The sequence below is a fragment of the Xanthomonas sp. BRIP62411 genome, assembly GCF_003993525.1.
In the GTDB taxonomy this organism is placed as follows: Bacteria; Pseudomonadota; Gammaproteobacteria; order Xanthomonadales; family Xanthomonadaceae; genus Xanthomonas; species Xanthomonas euroxanthea.
Window position 1 is genome coordinate 1 of sequence record NZ_QEZI01000003.1, and the last position, 18727, is coordinate 18727.

The 18727-nt window shown below is 66.8% G+C and carries 16 protein-coding genes; 5 read left to right on the top strand and 11 right to left on the bottom strand.

Translation table 11 applies throughout. From position 1 onward, the window contains the following. The 9 genes from EO139_RS01450 to EO139_RS01495 all read right to left on the bottom strand — a co-directional run. Window positions 1–465: BatA domain-containing protein (locus tag EO139_RS01450; protein ID WP_206515104.1), on the bottom strand; the 465-nt coding region annotated here is incomplete at its 3' end. A gap of 43 nt (window positions 466–508) precedes the next feature. Then, the gene (locus tag EO139_RS01455; RefSeq protein ID WP_126969101.1) at window positions 509–1405 is read right to left on the bottom strand and encodes a DUF58 domain-containing protein; all 897 of its coding nucleotides are present in this window, start codon (window positions 1403–1405) and stop codon (window positions 509–511) included. Between the two features lie 13 nt (window positions 1406–1418). Further along, complete coding sequence (locus EO139_RS01460; protein ID WP_126969102.1) at window positions 1419–2411, bottom strand: MoxR family ATPase; 993 nt, start codon at window positions 2409–2411, stop codon at window positions 1419–1421. A gap of 250 nt (window positions 2412–2661) precedes the next feature. After that, complete coding sequence (locus tag EO139_RS01465) at window positions 2662–3474, bottom strand: DUF4159 domain-containing protein (RefSeq protein ID WP_126969103.1); 813 nt, start codon at window positions 3472–3474, stop codon at window positions 2662–2664. Further along, entirely contained in the window at window positions 3471–4805 is a 1335-nt protein-coding gene (locus tag EO139_RS01470; RefSeq protein WP_104586392.1) for a TldD/PmbA family protein, read from the bottom strand. The genes EO139_RS01465 and EO139_RS01470 overlap by 4 nt, the downstream gene beginning before the upstream one ends. A 14-nt stretch (window positions 4806–4819) precedes the next feature. Further along, on the bottom strand, window positions 4820–6454 hold the full coding sequence (locus EO139_RS01475; RefSeq protein WP_164739346.1) for a TldD/PmbA family protein: 1635 nt from the start codon (window positions 6452–6454) through the stop codon (window positions 4820–4822). 842 nt (window positions 6455–7296) lie between these two features. Further along, entirely contained in the window at window positions 7297–8925 is a 1629-nt protein-coding gene (locus tag EO139_RS01485; protein WP_164739672.1) for a TldD/PmbA family protein, read from the bottom strand. A gap of 195 nt (window positions 8926–9120) precedes the next feature. Further along, a complete protein-coding gene (locus tag EO139_RS01490) occupies window positions 9121–10275 on the bottom strand; it encodes an epoxide hydrolase (RefSeq protein WP_126969104.1) in 1155 nt (384 codons plus the stop codon). A gap of 1 nt (window position 10276) precedes the next feature. After that, on the bottom strand, window positions 10277–11191 hold the full coding sequence (locus EO139_RS01495) for an NmrA family NAD(P)-binding protein (RefSeq protein WP_126969105.1): 915 nt from the start codon (window positions 11189–11191) through the stop codon (window positions 10277–10279). 177 nt (window positions 11192–11368) lie between these two features. Between EO139_RS01495 and EO139_RS01500 the strand changes: the two genes are divergently transcribed. Next, window positions 11369–12010 (top strand): TetR/AcrR family transcriptional regulator, encoded by a 642-nt coding sequence (locus tag EO139_RS01500; RefSeq protein ID WP_126969106.1) that lies wholly within the window; start codon window positions 11369–11371, stop codon window positions 12008–12010. 98 nt (window positions 12011–12108) lie between these two features. Here the strand turns inward: EO139_RS01500 and EO139_RS01505 are convergent, their stop codons facing one another. Together EO139_RS01505 and EO139_RS01510 are read right to left on the bottom strand one after the other, a co-directional pair. Next, window positions 12109–13125 (bottom strand): class 1 fructose-bisphosphatase, encoded by a 1017-nt coding sequence (locus EO139_RS01505; RefSeq protein WP_126969107.1) that lies wholly within the window; start codon window positions 13123–13125, stop codon window positions 12109–12111. 292 nt (window positions 13126–13417) lie between these two features. Further along, window positions 13418–14620, bottom strand: a complete 1203-nt coding sequence (locus tag EO139_RS01510; RefSeq protein ID WP_126969108.1) for an amino acid aminotransferase — start codon at window positions 14618–14620, stop codon at window positions 13418–13420. A 156-nt stretch (window positions 14621–14776) separates the two neighbouring features. Between EO139_RS01510 and EO139_RS01515 the strand changes: the two genes are divergently transcribed. From EO139_RS01515 to EO139_RS01530, 4 genes are all read left to right on the top strand, one after another. Next, window positions 14777–16915, top strand: a complete 2139-nt coding sequence (locus EO139_RS01515) for a TonB-dependent receptor (protein ID WP_164739673.1) — start codon at window positions 14777–14779, stop codon at window positions 16913–16915. 301 nt (window positions 16916–17216) lie between these two features. Further along, window positions 17217–17516 (top strand): hypothetical protein, encoded by a 300-nt coding sequence (locus EO139_RS01520; RefSeq protein ID WP_126969110.1) that lies wholly within the window; start codon window positions 17217–17219, stop codon window positions 17514–17516. Between the two features lie 126 nt (window positions 17517–17642). Further along, complete coding sequence (locus EO139_RS01525) at window positions 17643–18023, top strand: cupin domain-containing protein (RefSeq protein WP_104584487.1); 381 nt, start codon at window positions 17643–17645, stop codon at window positions 18021–18023. A 190-nt stretch (window positions 18024–18213) separates the two neighbouring features. Further along, window positions 18214–18705, top strand: coding sequence for a hypothetical protein (locus EO139_RS01530; protein ID WP_206515105.1), 492 nt, complete (start codon window positions 18214–18216; stop codon window positions 18703–18705). The last annotated feature ends 22 nt before the right edge of the window (window positions 18706–18727 follow it).

Consider the following 18727-nt stretch of genomic DNA (forward strand, 5'->3'; position numbering starts at 1 on the left):
CGCGGTGTCCGGCGGCAGGCTGGCATGGAGTGCGCGCAGCAGGCGGCCGACCGGCGGCGCGGTGCCGGCGGGCGTGGCGGGTGGGCGTGCCGCATCGGCAGCGATCGGCGGGAAGCCTGGCGCCAGCCAGACCCACTGCGCGTTGGCCGCGTGGGTGAGTGCCCGGGCGGCGGCCAGATCCACGCCGGGGCTGACCGCGATGCGCGGGCGCGCCTGCCGGTGCTCGCGCAACGCCGGCTCGGCCAGCAGCAGCGCCACGGCGGCCAGCAATAGCAGGCGCACCAGCAGCAGCGGCCATTCGTCGAAACGCACGCGGTGCCGGGGGCGCGGCAGCGCGCGCAGCCAGCGCAGTGCGGCAAAGTCGGTGGGGCGGTGTTCGCTGCGTCGGGCCAGATGGATCAGCAACGGCAGCAGCAACGCGGCCAACGCGGCCAGGCCGGCGGGGAACAGCAGGAGCAGGTTCACCGCTGCGCCCCCTCAGCCGCGGCGGTCGCGTCGGTGCGCCGGCTCATCGCCGCGCACCGTGCGCAAACAACGCGCGCAATGCCGCATCCGGTGGCGCATCCAGATAATGCACCGCGTGCGCAATGCCGGCGGCCTGCCAGCGCGCCTGCAGCGCGCGCTGGGCCGCGCCGAAGCGTTGCAGATACGCCGCGCGCATCGCAGCGCCATCGCCAAGCAGTTCTTCGCCGGTTTCCGGGTCGCAGAAGCGATGCCCGCCGTTGAAAGGGAAATCGCGTTCGTCGCAGGTCAGCACCTGCAGCTGCATCACCTCGCGGCGTGCGGCGGCGAGTTTTTCCAGGGCGCCGAGCAGTTCTTCGTCGAAGCCGTCGCCAATCGACAGCACCAGGGTGTGTGCGGCAATGCGTTCCCATAGCGGACGCACTGCGTCCATGCCCGGCCAGCGCCCACCGGCGCGCAGCCCGTGCAGGGCCAGCCAGAGCCGGTCGCGCTGGCGCGGCCCGCCAGCGGCCGGCACGGCGACCAGGCCGCCGCCATGCACGGCGAACAGGCCGACCTGGTCGCCCTGGCGCAGCGCGACGTCGGCAGCGCACGCGGCCAGGGTCGCCATCGCCTGCAGGCGCGTGTAGTGCGGGCGCGCCTGATCGGCCTGGCCGGCGGAGGCGGTGGCATCGAGCAACACCCACAGCGTCAGCGGACTTTCGCGCTCTGCTTCGCGCACGAAGAAGCGGTCCGAGCGGGCGTAGAGCTTCCAGTCGATCTGGCGCAGTGCATCGCCGGGTTCGTACGCGCGGTATTGCGAGAATTCCAGCCCGGCGCCGCGGCTGCGGCTGGCGTGCTGGCCGATGCCCTGCGCGCCCTGCGCATGCCGCGCGCGCAGCTGCAGGCCACGCAGGCGGCTGCGCAATTCGGCAGGAAGCAGTGCCGGCACGTCCTCGCTCACGTTGCCGCGCGCCTCACGCCGGGAACGGCACGGCGCGTAGCAGCGCGGCGACCACATCGTCAGCGCTGCGTTGTTCGGCCTCGGCCGCGAACGACAGCAACAGGCGATGGCGCATCACCGGCGCGGCCAGCGCGGTGACGTCCTCGCGGGTGGCGGCAAGGCGGCCGTGCAACAACGCACGCGCCTTGGCCGCCAGCACCAGCGATTGCCCGGCGCGCGGGCCGGCGCCCCATTTGATCCACTGGCGCACCTCCTCGCTGGCCTGCGGGCCGGGGCGGCTGGCCCGCACCAGGCGATTGATCCAGGTCAGCAGGTCCGCGCCCACATGCACGTGCCGCACCTGTTGCTGCAGCGCCAGCACGCTGTCGGCATCCATCACCCTGGGCACCTGCGCGCTGCTGGTGCCGGTGGTCTGGCTGAGGATGTCGCGCTCTTCCTGCTCGCTGGGGTAATCCACCCGCACATGCAGCAGGAAGCGGTCCAGCTGCGCTTCCGGCAATGGATAGGTGCCGGCCTGTTCGATCGGGTTCTGCGTGGCCAGCACGAAGAACGGCGCCGGCAACGCATAGGTGGTGCCGGCATAACTCACCGTGCGCTCGCTCATCGCCTCCAGCAGCGCGGCCTGGGTCTTGGGCGGGGTGCGATTGAGCTCGTCGGCCAGCAGCAGGTTGGTGAAGATCGGGCCCTGCTGGAACCGGAACTGTCGATGCCCGGTGCCATGCTCCTCTTCCAGCAACTCGGTGCCGAGGATGTCGCTGGGCATCAGGTCGGGGGTGAACTGCACGCGGCGGAACTGCAGCTCCAGCGCCTGCCCCAGCGAGCGCACCAGCAGCGTCTTGCCCAGGCCGGGCGCGCCTTCCAGCAGGCAGTGGCCGCCGGCCAGCAGGCCGATCAGCAATTGCTCCACCACCGCGTCCTGGCCCACCACCGCCTGGGCCAGGGCCGCACGCAGCGCGCCGAGTTGGGAGAGCTGCCGGGTGAGGATGTCGTCGCTGGGGGAAGTCATGGGGGATGTCTCGTTGTCTGGCTGCTGGCGTAGGAGCGCGCCTGCGCGCGATGCGTTACCGGTCAATCTTCATCGTGCGCAAGCGCGCTCCTACAAAGGCGTGCGCGGCTTGCGTATGCGACGGCGGGCGGTTGGCGGTGGTGTCATGCCTGGAAAAATCTCGCGTGATTCCTGCAGGAGCGCGCTGGCGCGCGATGTGGCGTTACCGATAAAGCCTCATCGCGCGCAAGCGCGCTCCTGCGGATCGATTTCAGTTGGTCAATGCATACATCACGATGTTCACTGCGAACTTGGTGTTGTCTTCGGCCAGAAACCGCTTGTTGCGCCAGTCGTAATCCCATTCGCAGCCGTAGTCCTTGTTGCTGTACAACACGCCGAGCCGGCCATCGATGCTGATGCCCCTGAGATAATCGTGCACCAGGTCGTCGCCCCAGCCATTGAGCTCGAAACTGGTGGCCGGCGGGCCGTCGGGGAACTTGAAGAATGCGCTGTAGAGACGGTGGTTTTTGGGCAGCTTCTGCAATGCGCTCTTGCCGAAGATCGTTGCCATCTGCGCCTCGAACGAGGTGGCGAACAGGCCGTCGATATCGTGATTGCAATCGTCCACGAACACGAACCCGCCATTGCGCACATAGCGCTCGAAGTTGCGCCGCTCGGCCGGATTGAACTCCACCAGCTTGTGCCCGGACAGGTAGCAGAACGGTGCCTGCAGCATGCGCGGATCGGCCAGGTCCAGCACGTGCTCCTGCGGGTCCACGCGCAGCTGGGTGTAGTCGATCAGCGAGGTGATCAGGTTGGACGGCATGCGCGCATCCACATCCCAATCGCCCGAATCGTAACGCAGCCGGGTAAACCAGAAATCGTAGTTGCCCGCCGCCCGCGCCTGCAGCGGCAGTGCCAGCGTTGCGGCACTACCGAGCAGCAGACCGAGGAAATGGCGTCGCGATGTCGTGGCCGGGAGGGAACCGGGAACCGGAATCGCTTGTAAACAATCAGGTTGGGAGGAGCGGCGCTTGCTCTCCCATTCCCGAATCCCGAATCCCGATTCCCGGCTCCGACTCACACCGCATCCGACAACGAGGTAAACGTAAAGTCGCGCAGCCGCATCGGTGGAATCATCATCACGTAGCTGGATTCATCGCCGGCCACGCGCACCGGCCTGCCCAGCTCGTCGATGTTGTTGAGCATGATGATCGGCGATTCGTTGAAGCGGAAATTCTTCACCGGGTACTTGATCTGCCCGTTCTCGATGTAGAAGGTGCCGTCGCGGGTCAGCCCGGTCAGCAGCACGGTCTGCGGGTCGACCATGCGGATGTACCAGGTGCGCGTGACCAGGATGCCCTTCTCGGTGCCGCGCACCAGTTCGGCGATGTTCTTCTCGCCACCGGCCATCAGCAGGTTGCCCGGTTCACCGACCGCGCGCTTGCCGTTCTTCTGCGCCCAGAACCGCGAATACTGCAGGTTGGCGATCTTGCCGTTTTCCACGATGGCCATCTTCTCGCGCGGCAGGCCTTCCTCGTCCCACGGCAGCACCGCGGCACGCGCATCCCACGGGTCGGCGGTGATGTTCACGCGCGGGTCGTAGACCTGCTCGCCCAGCTTGTTGCCGCCACCCTTCTTGGACAGGAAGCTGCGGCCCTCGTCGGCCATGCGCGCATCGAAGTAGCGCATCATGAAGGAGATCAAGCCTGCCGCCGCCGCCGGCTCCAGGATCACCGTGTACTTGCCTGGCTCCAGCGCCTTGGCTTCGGACGAATCGCTGGCCTTGCGCATGGCGATGCGGATGTCCTGCTCGGCCTTGAAGTCGGCGGCATCCTTCAGGTTACGCCCCACCCAGCCCGAGCCGCGGCCGTCTTCGGTGCGCACGGTGCAGGTGTAGTCGAACCGCGCGCCGCGCTGGTAGCCGAAGTTGCCCTTGCTGTTGGCGAACGCGGTAAAGCTCTGGCCATCTTCCAGGAAGCCGGCCGCGATCAGGCCCTTGCCCTTGCACGGCGCGATCGAATCGGCAGCCACCTGCGCGCGAAACGCCGGGTCGATGGCGGCGGTGGAGTCGCTGAAGGTGGGGCTGGGCCGGTAGGTCTGCTTGTCCACCGCCGGCATGAATTCCGGGTTTTCCGGCGCCAGCCGTGCCAGGTCTTCGGCGCGCCGCACCACGCGCTCCAGCGCGGCATCGTCGAACTCGTTGATGGTGGCGACGCCCACGCGCTTGCCGAACGCCACCTGCACCTGCAGGTCGGTGTTGTCGACGATGCCGCTGGTGGACACGTTATTCAGTGCGAAACGGATGTTGCCGTCGATCGAGCCGCTGAGCGTGGCGGTGCACTCGTCGGCCTTGGACAGCTTGATGACCTTGTCCAGGATGGCCTTGGCCTGCGCTTCGGTAAGGATGCTCATGTGGGTTTCTCCTGTCAGCCGAGCGAGCGGGCGGTATTGATGACGTTGATGCCGTCGAAACGGGCGGTGGACGAGCCATGCGAGACCGCCGAGGACTGGCTCGGCTGGCCCTTGCCGTCGAAGAACGAGCCGCCCAGGCGGTAGTCGCGTTGATCGGCCACGGCGCTGCAGGCATTCCAGAATTCCGGCGTGCGGATCTGGTAGGCCACGTCCTCGAGCATGCGGGTGATGGCGCCGTTCTTGATCTCGTAGAACAGCTGGCCGCCGAACTGCGCGTTGTAGCGCTGCTGGTCGATGGAGAACGAGCCGTCGCCGATGATGTAGATGCCGTTTTCCACGTCCTTGATCAACTCGCTCACGCTCAGCGGTGTCTTGCCGGCGGCCAGCGACACATTGGCCATGCGCTGGAACTGCACGCTGGACCACGAGTCGGCATAGCAGCAGCCATCGGAGGCGGTCTTGCCGAGGATATGCGCCTGGTCGCGGATGGCCTGGTAGTCCACCAGCTTGCCGTCGCGGATCAGGTCCCACTGCTTGGTCTTGACGCCTTCATCGTCGTAGCCCACCGCGCCCAGGCTGCCGGGCTGGAGCTTGTCGGCGAGGATATGCACCTTGTCGCTGCCGTACTGGAAGCCGGCCTTGAGCTTGTCTAGCGTGGCGAAGCTGGTGCCGGCGTAGTTGGCCTCGTAGCCAAGTACGCGGTCCAGCTCCAGCGGATGGCCGACCGACTCGTGGATGGTCAGCCAGGTGTGCGAGGGGTCCAGCACCAGGTCGTACTTGCCCGGCTTGACCGAGGGCGCCTTGAGCTTTTCCTGCGCCTGTTTGGCCGCGGCAATGGCGTCTTCCTTCATGTCGTAGGACAGGCCGTAATTGACCACGCCGTTGGGCGAGACGAACTTGCCCGAGGCGGCGCCATCCAGATACTCGTAGCCCAGCCCCATCGGCGCGGACAAGCCGTCGCGGGTGCGGAACTTGCCGCTGGCCTTGTCGATGGCGGTCACGCTCAGCGGCGCCCAGATGCGGTGCACGTCCTGGTCGATGTACGAGCCATCGGTGCTGGCAAAGTACTTCTGTTCGTTGACCACGAACAGCATCGAGTTGACGAAGCTGGCGCCGGCCGCGGTGGCGGCCGCGTTGACGCCCAGCAGCAGGTCCACCTTGTCCTTGATCGGCACTTCCATCGCGTTCTTGCTGATCGGCGTCTTCCAGCTGACCTCGCCCACGCCCGGCGTCGGCGCCAGCTGCACCGGCGTGCCCTGCACCTTGGCATTGGCCTTGGCGATCGCGGCGGCTTGCGACGCGGCCTTGGCCACGCCCTGCTCGGTGAGCACGTTGGTGGCGGCAAAGCCCCAGGCGCCGGCCACCAGAACGCGCACGCCGGCACCGATGGATTCGGTGTTGACCACGTTCTGCACCTTGTCCTCGCGGGTGATGACGAACTGGCGCAGATAACGGCCGATGCGGACATCGCAATAGCTCGCACCGGCCTGGCGCGCGGCGTTGAGGCCGGCATCGGCCAGGCGCTTCTTGCGGCCCACATCCAGTTGCGTCACCAACTGCTCGGCGGCGATCGCCTTGCCGAAGTAGGCCGGCACCACCAGCCCGCCCATGGTCAGCCCGGTCAGGGCCAGGAAATCACGTCGCTGCACGGCAACTCCCCAATGATCCCGCGCGGCGCGCAGGTAGTGTGGTGACGCACAGATCGCTATCTGCACGGTATCGCCGATTCTTGCCGGGCGATGAACGCTGCGTCAAATGACTTTCGGCAGGGGTAGGTCTGCAAACGCAACACGTGCATGAACCCGGTGGCGTAGCAGGCCTGCACGTGTGGCGAGCGCGGCTGGCTGCGTGTGGTGCTGCCTCATCGCGTTGCCCTCGGTGCGATCGATACCACGCGTGCCTTTCTCGCTGGCGATCGTGGCATGCACGCGCGTGTGCCATCGCGCGCAGTCGCTGTTCACACGGGCCACGGCCGCTGAAAACGAAACGATGGTCTGCGGGGTTGCTGCGGGGCCCTTGCCCGCCCACCATCGCAGGACACGCCGCAAGTACGTCCATGTAGGCTCTTACGCGGCATCCATGCCGCGTAAGGTCCCGCGACGGTGGGCGGGCAAGGACCTGTCGGGATGGTCGGTGTGCGTTTGCAAGCAGTGCATGACGAGCGCTGGTTGGATCACGGGGCGTTCGCTCAACCTCTCACCATTTTTCCATCGCAAGCCGAGCGACAGACCGGCCCCAACACCCAATCTACAAACGTCTCGCCTGCGCACCGCAAGCCGAGTGACACGCTTTCGAAAGAACAGCCGATCAACTGTCTGGTGCGGTGTCCTCGCCGATTGCGGGACCGTGTGGCGGCATGGATGCCGCCACCGAGCCTACATGGACGTACTTGCGGCGTGTCCCGCGAGCGGCGAGGGCACCGCGCACTCGACTAACCAAGCTTTTGATCGCACCCAACAACGCTAAGAATCGACATCACTATTAGCCGCTCTCAGCCCAACGCACGCGCGGTGTTGATCACGTTGATGCCATCGAAGCGCGCCGTGGACGACCCGTGCGAGACCGCCGACACCTGGCTGGGTTGGCCCTTGCCATCGAAGAACGAGCCGCCCAGGCGGAAGTCGCGTTGGTCGCAGACCGCGCTGCAGGCGTTCCAGAATTCCGGCGTGCGGATCTGGTAGGCGCCGTCTTCCACAAGGCGCGTGACCTGGCCATTCTCGATTTCGTAGAACAACTGCCCGCCGAACTGCGCGTTGTAGCGCTGCTGATCGATCGAATACGAGCCACGCCCGTGGATGTACAACCCGCGCTCGACATTCTTGATCATGTCGGCAACCGCCAGCGGCGTCTTGCCTGCCGCCAGCGAGACGTTGGGCATGCGCTGGAACTGCACACTGGACCACGAGTCGGCATAGCTGCAGCCATCGGACGCGGTCTTGCCGAGCAGATGCGCCTGATCGCGCGTGCACTGGTAGTCGACCAGGATGCCGTCCTTCACCAGCTCCCATTGCTTGCTCTTGACGCCCTCGTCGTCGTACCCCACCGCGCCCAGGCTGCCGGGCTGGGTGCGGTCGGCGACGAAGGTCACCGCATCGCTGCCCCAGCGATAGCCGGCATCGCGCTTGTCCAGCGTGGCGAAGCTGGTACCGGCGTAGTTGGCCTCGTAGCCGAGCACACGATCGAGCTCGAGCGGGTGGCCCACCGACTCGTGGATGGTGAGGAACAGGTTGCTCGGGTCGATCACCAGATCGTACTTGCCGGCCTTCACCGACGGTGCGGTGAGTTTGGCGCGTGCCTGCTTGGCGGCGGCGATCGCATCCTCGCGCGCATCGTAGCTGTGGCCGTAGCCGATCAGCCCGCCTGGCAGCTGGTGCTTCTGGCTGGCATCGCCGTCGAGATATTCGTAGCCCATGCCCATCGGCGCCGACAGCCCGTCGCGGGTGCGGAACTTGCCGCTGGCCTTGTCCACCGCGGTAACGGTGAACGGCAGCCACAGCCGGTGCACGTCCTGGTCGATGTAGGAGCCATCGCTGCTGGCGAAATACTTCTGCTCGTTGATCGCGAACAGGCGCGAGGCCACGAAGGTCGCACCGGCATTCAACGCCGCCGCGTTGACGTCCATCAGCAGCGCCACCTTGTCGCCCAGCGGCACTTCCATCGCGTTCTTCTTGATCGGCGTGCGCCATCGCACCTGCCCGGCCGGCGTCACCGGCGCCAGCTGCACCGGCGCACCGCCCAGCCGCGCGTTGGCCTTGGCGATCGCCACCGCCTGGCGCGTGGCGGTGGCCACGCCATCGCTGGTCAGCGTATTGGTGGCCGCAAACCCCCACGCGCCATCGGCCAGCACGCGCACGCCAACGCCACTGGATTCGGCATTGACCACGTTCTCCACCTGCGCCTCGCGGGTGATCACGAACTGGCGCAGATAACGGCCCACGCGCACATCGCAATAACTGGCGCCGGCCGCCTTGGCCGTGCTCAGCGCGGTATCGGACAAGCGACGGCTGCGCGCGGCATCGTTGGGAGCGAGCAACTGCTCGGCCGCGATCAGGCGCGTGTGCGGCAGCAGCAGCCCGGCAGCACCGATGCCGGACAAGGTGAGGAAGGTACGACGGTCCACGGCGGTTCTCCGTTGAAGGCCAGCGGCACGACTCCCCGCCGTGCCAGCCCCCGAGACTGGCCGGTGTGGGCGCTGGCGGTCAAGGGGGCAATGCCGGCATGGCCCCCGGCAGCTCCGCCTGCAATGCGGAGACGTTGGCGCCGTCAGCATGGCCGTGGCCCGAAGGAAGTGCCGGCACGCAAGGCGCGGTCGCCGTCACCGAAGGGACTGGAAGGTCGTTCGCAGATGATCGACAAAGACCGGCGGATTCTCCATCGCCGCAAAATGTCCGCCCCGCTGCGCTTGCCCAAAAAAACGGAGATCCGCAAAGCGGCGCTCTGCCCAGCGCTGGGAAAGGCGCACCTGCTCGCCGGGAAACATGCTGATGCCAGTTGGCGTGGGCATTGGATGCGAAGGCATCTGCGCCCTGGCTTCCTGCGCGGCTTCCCAATACAGACGCACCGAGCTGGGCCCTGCGTTCGGGAGCCAGTACAGCATGATGTCATCGATGAGGTGGTCCAAGGCGAACACCTTCTCCGGTTCGAAGCCGCTCTGGGAGACGTCCTGGAAGAGTGCATAGATCCATGCAGCCAGGCCCACCGGAGAGTCCGCCAAGCTGAAGCCCACCGATTGCGGCCGGCTGCTTTGCAGCTTCATGTAGCCGGAAAATTCCGTGTAGTAGCGTTGGGCGTCCTCCAGCATCTTCTGCTCGGCCGGTGTGGCTTCGGCGATTTCCTGCGTGCTGGGTTCGAACATCGCCATGTTCAGATGGATGCCCACCAGGCCCGGTGGCTGCATGAATCCAAGCGCGGTGGTGATCGCACTGCCCCAATCGCCGCCCTGTGCGGCCCAGCGCTCGCCATACCCCAAGCGGCGCATCAGTTCGACCCATGCCGCAGCCGTGCGCCCGATTCCCCAGCCACGGGCGGTCGGCTTTGCAGAGAACCCAAAGCCAGGCAAGGATGGAATGATGAGATGAAAGGCATCCGACGCCTGCCCGCCATGGGCCACCGGGTCACTCAAGGGGCCGATCACCTCGCGGAATTCGAGCACCGAACCGGGCCACCCGTGCGTCAGCAGTAAAGCAAGCGCATCGGGCTCGGGCGAGCGTACATGCAGGAACTGGATCTCCAGTCCATCGATCGTCGTACGACTGCTGTTCCAGCCGTTCAACAACCGCTCTGTCGCACGCCAGTCGTAACCGGACTGCCAGCGGTCCACCAGGCGCCGGATGCGCTCGCTCTGTGGGCCCTGGCTGTGGTCCGCCACGGTTTCCCTACTCGGCCAACGCGTTTGCCTCAGCCGGTGTGCCAGGTCATCCAGCTCCGCTTGTGCAACCTGGATGTGGAACGGTGCAATGCCATCGCGCATCTCAAGACTCCCGTACATAGGTGTTGGCCAGTGTCTGGCGTGCTGTCTGCCAGGAGCGCGCACCGTAGCGATCGTTATCCAGCGGGACCAACTTGCCGCGCCCGCTCATCATGTCGCGCAGATATTGCATGCCCTGCCAGGGAGGGAAGGGATCATCGCTGGCGGGTGTGAGTGCACGCACCGCACGGATGATTGCCGACATGGTCCCGAGCCCGCCGGGCCTGAGCGTGCGATAGCGCTGCCCGGTGAGTTCGGTGAGCAGTTGCGCGATGTCGTTGGGCGAAATGCTGTTGCCGGCAATGCGCAGGTCCCGCGGGGCCATGGCATCCTGTGCGGCCGCGGCCGTGTAGCTGGCAACGTCATCTTTGGCGGTGAAATCGAGCTGCTGGTGTGCGTCGCCAAAATGCATGACCCGACGGCCGGGGACCACCAGGCGCGCGCTGCCCTCAAGCAGCTCCAGAAAGCCGCCGCACAACACCGAGGTGGCCGCGATCGGCGTGGCATCCAGCCGGTCTCTGAACCGGCGCCGCAGATCCAGGTTTCGATTGTCGCCCGGCCGTGTCTTCGTATAGTCCAGCGAGAAATCAGACGGGATGAAGCGAGGCACGCCGGCGCTGACCGCTGCATGCAACAGCTTTCCCTGCTGATCCAGCATGACGTCTTCCAAACCGTTGAGCGCGGACACGACACAGGCTGCATTCCCGACCGCTTCACGCAACGATTTGGCGTCTTCCATCTCGACGTAGCGGACCTCGATGTTCCTGCGTTGCAGAGCGGCAACACGGTCCTTCCCGGCACCTTGGCGAACAAGGGCAACGACAGCGGCTCCCTGGTCCTTCAGCGCAAAGGCGATCCGGCCACCCAGGTCGCCGGTGGCGCCTGCAACAACGATTCGGGATGTCGCATCTGTCTCCACAATTGCCTCGTGCCTGGGTCTTTTTGCGCCAACAATGGCAATGAGAACTGCGACAGCGCAGCAAGCTCTGCGCCACTCAGCAGCTCCGCCATTCGCCGGCCTGGAAGACCACGCAGCGAACAACTGAACGATATCGTTCAGTTGATGGGAATGCAAGCGACGTGTAACTTTTCGTCGATGAAAGCAGTCAAGCAAAAGTCAAAAGGCGGAAGGCCGCCACTCGATAAAGCGGGCGATGTGGAACGGCGCTTACTCGATGCGGCACTGCACCTCTTCCTGGAGCGCGGATTCGAGGACACCTCGTGTGAGGACATCGCGCGGCTGGCCGGTGCAGGCAAGGCAAGCTTTTACGCGCGCTACGCCAATAAGGACGCCATTTTTGAAGCGGTGGTCCGTCGCGATGTCGACACCCAGCCCGTGCCTGCCGCAGCCAGCGTCCCGATGGATCTGGAGGGGCGCTTGAGACACGCAGGACAAGGGATGCTTGCGCATGCGTTGCAGCCCCAGACGGTGGCGATGATGCGCCTGGTCGTCGGCACCTCCATTCGCGCGCCAGCGCTTGCCGCTGAAGTCAACCGCATCGGCTGGGAGGGCGGGCTGCGGCGCGTGCAGGCGGCGATCCAGGACGGCCCGGATCAACCGGCCAATCCGGCTGCGCTGGCAAGCCACTTCGTCGACCTGGTTTTTGCCCCGCATCAACTGCGCGCCCTGCTGGGCGAGGATCCAGGCAGCCTGGTCGCCACCGCATCGGACCGTGTGGAGTGGGCGCTTGCACTTCTGGGCGGTGCCGGTCAGCTGAATGCCGCAGGTGTTGAATGACACCTTGAGTCGTCATCTGCCGTTGTCACACACAAAGACACCCGCACGGGGCGGGTGTCTGGCAGGCGTCAGCGCGGCGTGTGGCTCGCGCCGAAAGTTCAGCCCTGCGCCTTGTCGAACTCCACGTGATAGCGCGTGGCCTCATTCACTTCGTTCTTCGAACCCAGGAACACCGGCACGCGCTGATGCAGCTGTGTCGGTTGGAGGTCCAGGATGCGCTCGCGCCCGGTGGTGGCCGCGCCGCCGGCCTGTTCCACCAGCATGCTCATCGGGTTGGCTTCGTACATCAGGCGCAGCTTGCCGGGCTTGGACGCGTCCTTCTTGTCCCAGGGGTAGATGAAGATGCCGCCGCGGGTGAGGATGCGGTGCACGTCGGCGACCATGCTGGCGATCCAGCGCATGTTGAAGTCCTTGCCGCGGCTGCCGTCCTTGCCGGCCAGCAGGTCGCCCACGTAGGCCTGCATCGCCGGCTCCCAGTGACGCTGGTTGGACATGTTGATGGCGTATTCGGCGGTGTCGTCGGGCACGCGCATGTCGGCCTGGGTCAGCAGGAAGCTGCCTTCCTCGCGCTCCAGGGTGAAGGCGTGGGTGCCATGGCCGAGCGTGAGCACCAGCATCGTGCTGGGGCCGTAGATGCAGTAGCCGGCGGCCACCTGTTGCGTGCCCGGCTGCAGGAAGTGCTCATCGCCGGGCTTTTCGGTGCCCTTGGGCGCGCGCAGCACCGAGAAGATGGTGCCGACCGAGACGTTGACGTCGATGTTGGAGCTGCCGTCCAGCGGATCGAACAGCAGCAGGAAATCGCCGCTGGGGTACTGGTCGGGCACCGGCTGGCTGTGATCCATTTCTTCCGACGCGCACGCGGCCAGGTGGCCGCCCCAGGCGTTGGCTTCGAGCAGGATGTCGTTGCTGAGCACGTCGAGCTTCTTCTGTGCCTCGCCCTGCACGTTGCCGGTGCCGGCATCGCCGAGCACGCCGCCCAGGGCGCCCTTGCTCACGGCGATGGAAATGCGCTTGCAGGCGCGCGAGACGATGGTGATCAGCTGGCGCAATTCCGGGTCGATACGGCCGGCGTGTTGCTCTTCGATCAGGAAGCGGGTCAGCGAGGGACGCGACATGGGGGCGGGCAGCCTGTGTAGGAAGTGGTCCGCCATTGTCGCCATTGCGCCGTTAGATTTCGATCACTGCATGCGCGTTTTGCCGCGTTGTTGATCGAACATGCGCGAATGGGGGGAGCGATGGTCGCGCTGCGCTTGCCCCATCCGCCCTTCGGGCACCTTCGCCCGCCGGCGGGGGAGGGACGCGGCGAGGGCTGGCAAGGGGAGCGTTTGCGGGCACAAAAAAACCGGGAGGCTGGCGCGCTCCCGGTTTGCTGGCATTGGCCGGTGTGGCCGATTGCGATGCGGTTGCTTACATCCGGCTGACGGTCGCCACGGCCTGTGCCACGTAGTCCAGGTTGCGCTGGCTCAGCGCGGCCACGCAGATACGGCCGGTGCCGACGGCGTAGATCGCGAACTCCTCGCGCAGGCGATCGACCTGGGTCCGGGTCAGGCCCGAGTACGAGAACATGCCGGCCTGGCGCTGGATGAAGTCGAACTCCGGCGCGCCCAGCGTGGCCAGCTTGGCCACCAGGCCCGCACGCAGGGCGTGGATGCGCTCGCGCATTTCGGTGAGCTCCTGCTCCCACACATCGCGCAGCTCCGGGCTGGTCAGCACGCCGGCCACCAGGGCGGCGCCGTGCGTGGACGGGCTGGAGTAGATGGTGCGGATGATGCGCTTGACCTGCGACTGCACGGCCTTGGCTTCAGCCGCGGTGGCCGAGACCACCGACAGCGCGCCCACGCGCTCGCCATACAGCGAGAACGACTTGGAGTACGAGCTGGCGACCACGTAGCTGTCGATGCCTTCGGCAGCGAGCAGGCGCACCGCGTACGCATCGGCCTCGATGCCCTTGTCGAAGCCCTGGTAGGCGATGTCGACGAACGGGAACAGCTTGCGTTCCTTCAACAGCCCGGCGACCTGCTTCCATTGCTCCTTGGTCAGGTCGGCGCCGGTCGGGTTGTGGCAGCAGGCGTGCAGCAGCACCACGGTGCCCGGCTCCAGCTTTGCCAGGTCGGCGAGCATGCCGTCGAAGTTCAGCCCATGGCTGGCGGCATCGAAATAGGTGTAATCCACGACCTCAAAGCCGGCCGCGCCGAACACGGCGCGATGGTTTTCCCAGCTCGGGTTGCTGATGGCGATGGTGGCCGTGGGCAGCAGCTTCTTGAGCAGGTCCGCGCCCACGCGCAGGGCGCCGCTGCCGCCGACGGTCTGCGAGGTCGCCACGCGGCCGGAGGCCAGCAGCGCCGACTCGGTGCCGAACAGCAGCTCCTGGGTGGCCTTGTCGTAGGCGGCCAGGCCGTCGATGGGCAGGTAGCCGCGCGGTTTGGCATCCAGCGCAAGCTGCTGCTCGATCTTGTGCACGGCGCGCAACAGCGGGATGCGCCCGTTCTCGTCGTAATAGATGCCCACGCCCAGGTTGACCTTGTTGGGGCGGCTGTCGGCGTTGTAGGCCTCGGTCAGGCCCAGGATGGGGTCGCCTGGAACCTGTTCCACGTTTGCAAAGAAGGACACGGCATGACTCGCTGAAGGACGAAAGAGTGAGGGACTTCCGGATGCTCGGCCGCGGCTGGGCCAAACCACTTCATCGTAGCAGCCCATGGCCGGCGTAGCATGCTTCGTTCCGTACGCAACGATGCGGCCACAGTACGGATGAGGGACACTACGCCCATGCCCAGACTGACCTTGTTGGCCGCCGCCTGCGGCCTGTTCGCCACGGGCGCCGCGTCGCCCGTCCTGGCCGCCGATCCGGCGCCGCCCGCCTCCCCACCGATCCAGCGCTTGCCCACCGTGCAGGTGGACGCCGCGCGCGTGCACGGCGTGGACGACTTCGACCTGCCGGCCTCGTTCACCGTGGTGGCAGCCGATGCCGACAACCGCCGCGGCGCGCAGGTGTCCGAGCTGCTGGACGGCATCCCCGGCCTGGTGGCGCGCGACCGCCAGAACTACGCGCAGGACACCCAGCTGTCGATCCGCGGCTTCGGTGCGCGCTCCACCTTCGGCGTGCGCGGCGTGCGGCTGCTGGTCGACGGCATTCCGGCCAGCATGCCCGACGGCCAGGGCCAGCTGTCGCACTTCAACGTGCTGGGCGCGCAGCGGGTGGAAGTGCTGCGCGGGCCGTTCTCGGCGCTGTACGGCAACTCCTCCGGCGGCGTGCTGCAGCTGTGGAGCGCCGACGGCGCCCCAAACGACCCGTGGCGGCTGCGCGCCACCTACGGCAGCAATGCCACCGTCAACGTGGGTGCGCAGTTGCTCGGCCAGCAGGGCGCGGTGCACTACAACCTGGCTGCCAATCATTTCGAAACCGACGGCTTCCGCGCCCATAGCCGCGCCAGGCGCGAGTCGGTCAACGCCAAGCTCGGCTTCGATCTGGCCGAGGGCCGCCGGCTGGACCTGGTGCTCAACTACCTGGACGCACCCGACGCGCAGGACCCGCTCGGCCTGACCCGCGCGCAGTTCAGGGCCGATCCGGCGCAGGCCACGGCGGTGGCCACCCAGTTCAACACCCGCAAATCGGTGCGGCAGTCGCAAGCGGGGGCCATCTTCACCCAGCAGCTGGACAGCCAGACGCTGCGGCTGATGGCCTACGGCGGGCAGCGCAGCGTGGAGCAGTTCCTGGCGATCCCGGTGGCGGTGCAGCGCAATCCGCTGCACTCGGGCGGGGTGATCGATCTGGACAGCAATTACGAAGGCGCCGACGCGCGTTGGGCCTGGCAGGGGCAGGCCCTGGGCCGGCCCCTGCAGCTGACCGTGGGCGCGAACGTCGATCGCCAGCGTCAGCACCGCACCGGCTATGAAAACTTCGTCGGCGACACGCTGGGCGTGCAGGGCGCGCTGCGCCGCAACCAGCGCGACCAGGTCGAGAACGTGGACCAGTTTGCGCAGGCGTGGTGGCAGTGGAGCGACCGCTGGTCGGCCTTGCTGGGCGTGCGGCATAGCCAGGTGCGCTTCGACTCGGACGACCACTACATTCTCGGGCGCAATCCCGACGACAGCGGCCAGCGCGAGTATTCGGCGACCACGCCGGTGGCCGGCATCGTGTTCCGTGCTGCCGAGGATCTGCGTTTCTACGCCTCGGTCGGGCGCGGTTTCGAAACGCCCACCTTCAACGAGCTGGGCTATCGCAGCGATGGCGGCGCCGGGCTGGCGCTGGATCTGGGCGCGGCGACCAGCCGCAATTACGAGATCGGCAGCAAGTGGCGCGCGCAGAGCGGCGCAGCGGTGGAAGTGGCGCTGTTCCGCGCCGACACCGACGACGAACTGGCCGTGGCCAGCAACACCAATGGCCGCAGCACCTACCGCAACATCGGCGCCACCCGCCGCCAGGGTGCGGAGCTGAGCTGGAACCAGCCGGTGGGCGACACCCAGCAACTGCAGCTGGCCTACACCTTTGTCGATGCCACCGTGCGCGATGGCTACCTCACCTGCGCCAGCAGCGGCTGCGCCACGCCCACTGCGCCGGTGGCCAGCGGCGCGCGCCTGCCGGGCGTGCCGCGCCAGCAACTGTTCGCGCGCTGGCAGTGGCAGCCATTGCAATGGCAGTTCGCCGCCGAAACGGTGGCCTCCGACGCCACCGTGGTCAACGACCTGGCCACCGAGCGCGCACCCGGCTACGCGCTGGTCAACCTGGAAGCCTCCCGGCGCTGGACCACCACGCTGGGCGGGCTGCGCACCTTCGCCCGCATCGACAATGCGCTGGACCGGCACTACGTCGGCTCGGTCATCGTCAACGACGGCAACGGGCGCTATTACGAACCGGGCCCGGACCGCACCTACACGGTCGGCCTGCAGTGGGACTTTGGCGGCTGAGCTACCGCAGGCGGCGCGCGCTCAACAACGCGCCCGCCACCCGTAGGAGCGCACCCGGGCGCGACAAAAGCCGTCCCGCCAATGCACGCGCCGCCACGCAACGGCACAACAGCATGCGGATGTCTCTCCAACAACCGGTCGGCCTGCAATGGAAGTCCGGCGGCCAATCCGGCCGCAGGCGGCGCGCGCTCAACAACACGCACGTCACCGTAGGAGCGCACCCGGGCGCGACGAAGCCGTCCCGCTGACCCACGGTGTGCCATCGACACTCCACACCTGTGCCCACCACCCAAGGCCAGCCATGATTGTCATCGATCACGCCCCCGCAGACTGGTTTCTCCTGCGCGAGGACAACCGTGACTGGCTGGACATCAACTGCACGATCTCGGCCACCGGCTTTTCGCTCTTGCTGGCGTTGGACGCAACCGAGCAGGCCGACGTGCTGGCAGACGGGCATGTCGCCTGCGCACGGCTGGCCGCGCAGGTGCAATGGCGGCCGCACGCCTTTGCCGCGCGCGATGTCAGCGCCAGCCACGGGGCGCAGGTGAGCGCAGCCGTGCAAGCGTGGCGTGCGGCAGACATCCGCACCGCTGGTACCTAAGCGCGCACTGCGTTCGGCAAGCCGCTCGCATTGCTTGCCGGGCGTCACGGCAGGGCGCCGCGTTTCTGCAGCAGTGACTGCGCGCAATGCGATGCACTAAGCTTGCACGCGCATTCCGCCACAAGGATGTTTCCGTTGAACACGCGCTACGCCCCGATCGATTTCAGCGACAAGCTCGCCCTGCTGTCGCAGCACTGGTCCCCGCGTGTCGTGGCGGAAATGAACGACTACCAGTTCAAACTGGTCAAGCTGCAAGGTGCGTTCGTGTGGCACCAGCATGCGGACACGGACGAGGTGTTCATCGTGCTGGACGGCAGCATGACCATCGAATTTCGCGATGGCGTGGTGGCGCTGTCGGCCGGGCAGATGCACGTGGTGCCCAAGGGTGTCGAACACCGGCCGGCGGCGGAGCACGAATGCAGCGTGCTGCTGGTCGAGCCGCGCGGCGTGGTCAATACCGGCGATGCGGGCGGCGCCTACACCGCGGACAACGACGTCTGGATCTGATCGCTGCGCTCGGTGCGCGGGTGCCGGCGGCATCGGTTTGCATCCACGCAGCCACCCCTGCGTGGCAGGTTATTTCAGTCGCTGAAATGGCGCACCTGGTCCTGCACGGCATCGCTGCAGCCCCTGCGGCCAGCCGGTCGTGGGGTGCGTGCTAGGCTCGTTGTTCCGCACACAGCGCATGGAGCATGGGATGACATTCCTGCAAGTGGTGTCGGTTGCGGCGCTCGGCGCGACCAGTCTGTTGAGCGGCACCATCGCCAGTGCCGCTGCACCCTCGGAACCAGGCACGCTGCAGGTAACGCGGACCTTTCCGGCCGATAGCCCAGCCGTGGCGCAGGTGCATCGCTGGTTGCTGGCGCAGCCGTCCAGGCAACAGCGGCCGGCACGCGCCGCCGAGCTAGGCCAGCTACGCACCAGTTACCGCACGCACGCGCCAGCTGCCGGCGGGCGTGCAGACCTGACCAGTCCCGAGGTGGCCTTCCCGGAGCATGGTCAGCCTGGGGATGCAGTCGCCATCGACGCATGTGGCGCGGGGATGCGCTACCACTGGACGTATCGGTGGACTGCGGCATCGGGCACAGCGGGTTGGCAGTTGCAGTCCTACCACCTGAAAAACGTGCAGGACTGCGCTGCTGCCATGGCCGATCCCGACGTCTTCAAGCCGACTGCAGCGCGCGGCTGAGGTGCGTGCGCACGGCGTGCAA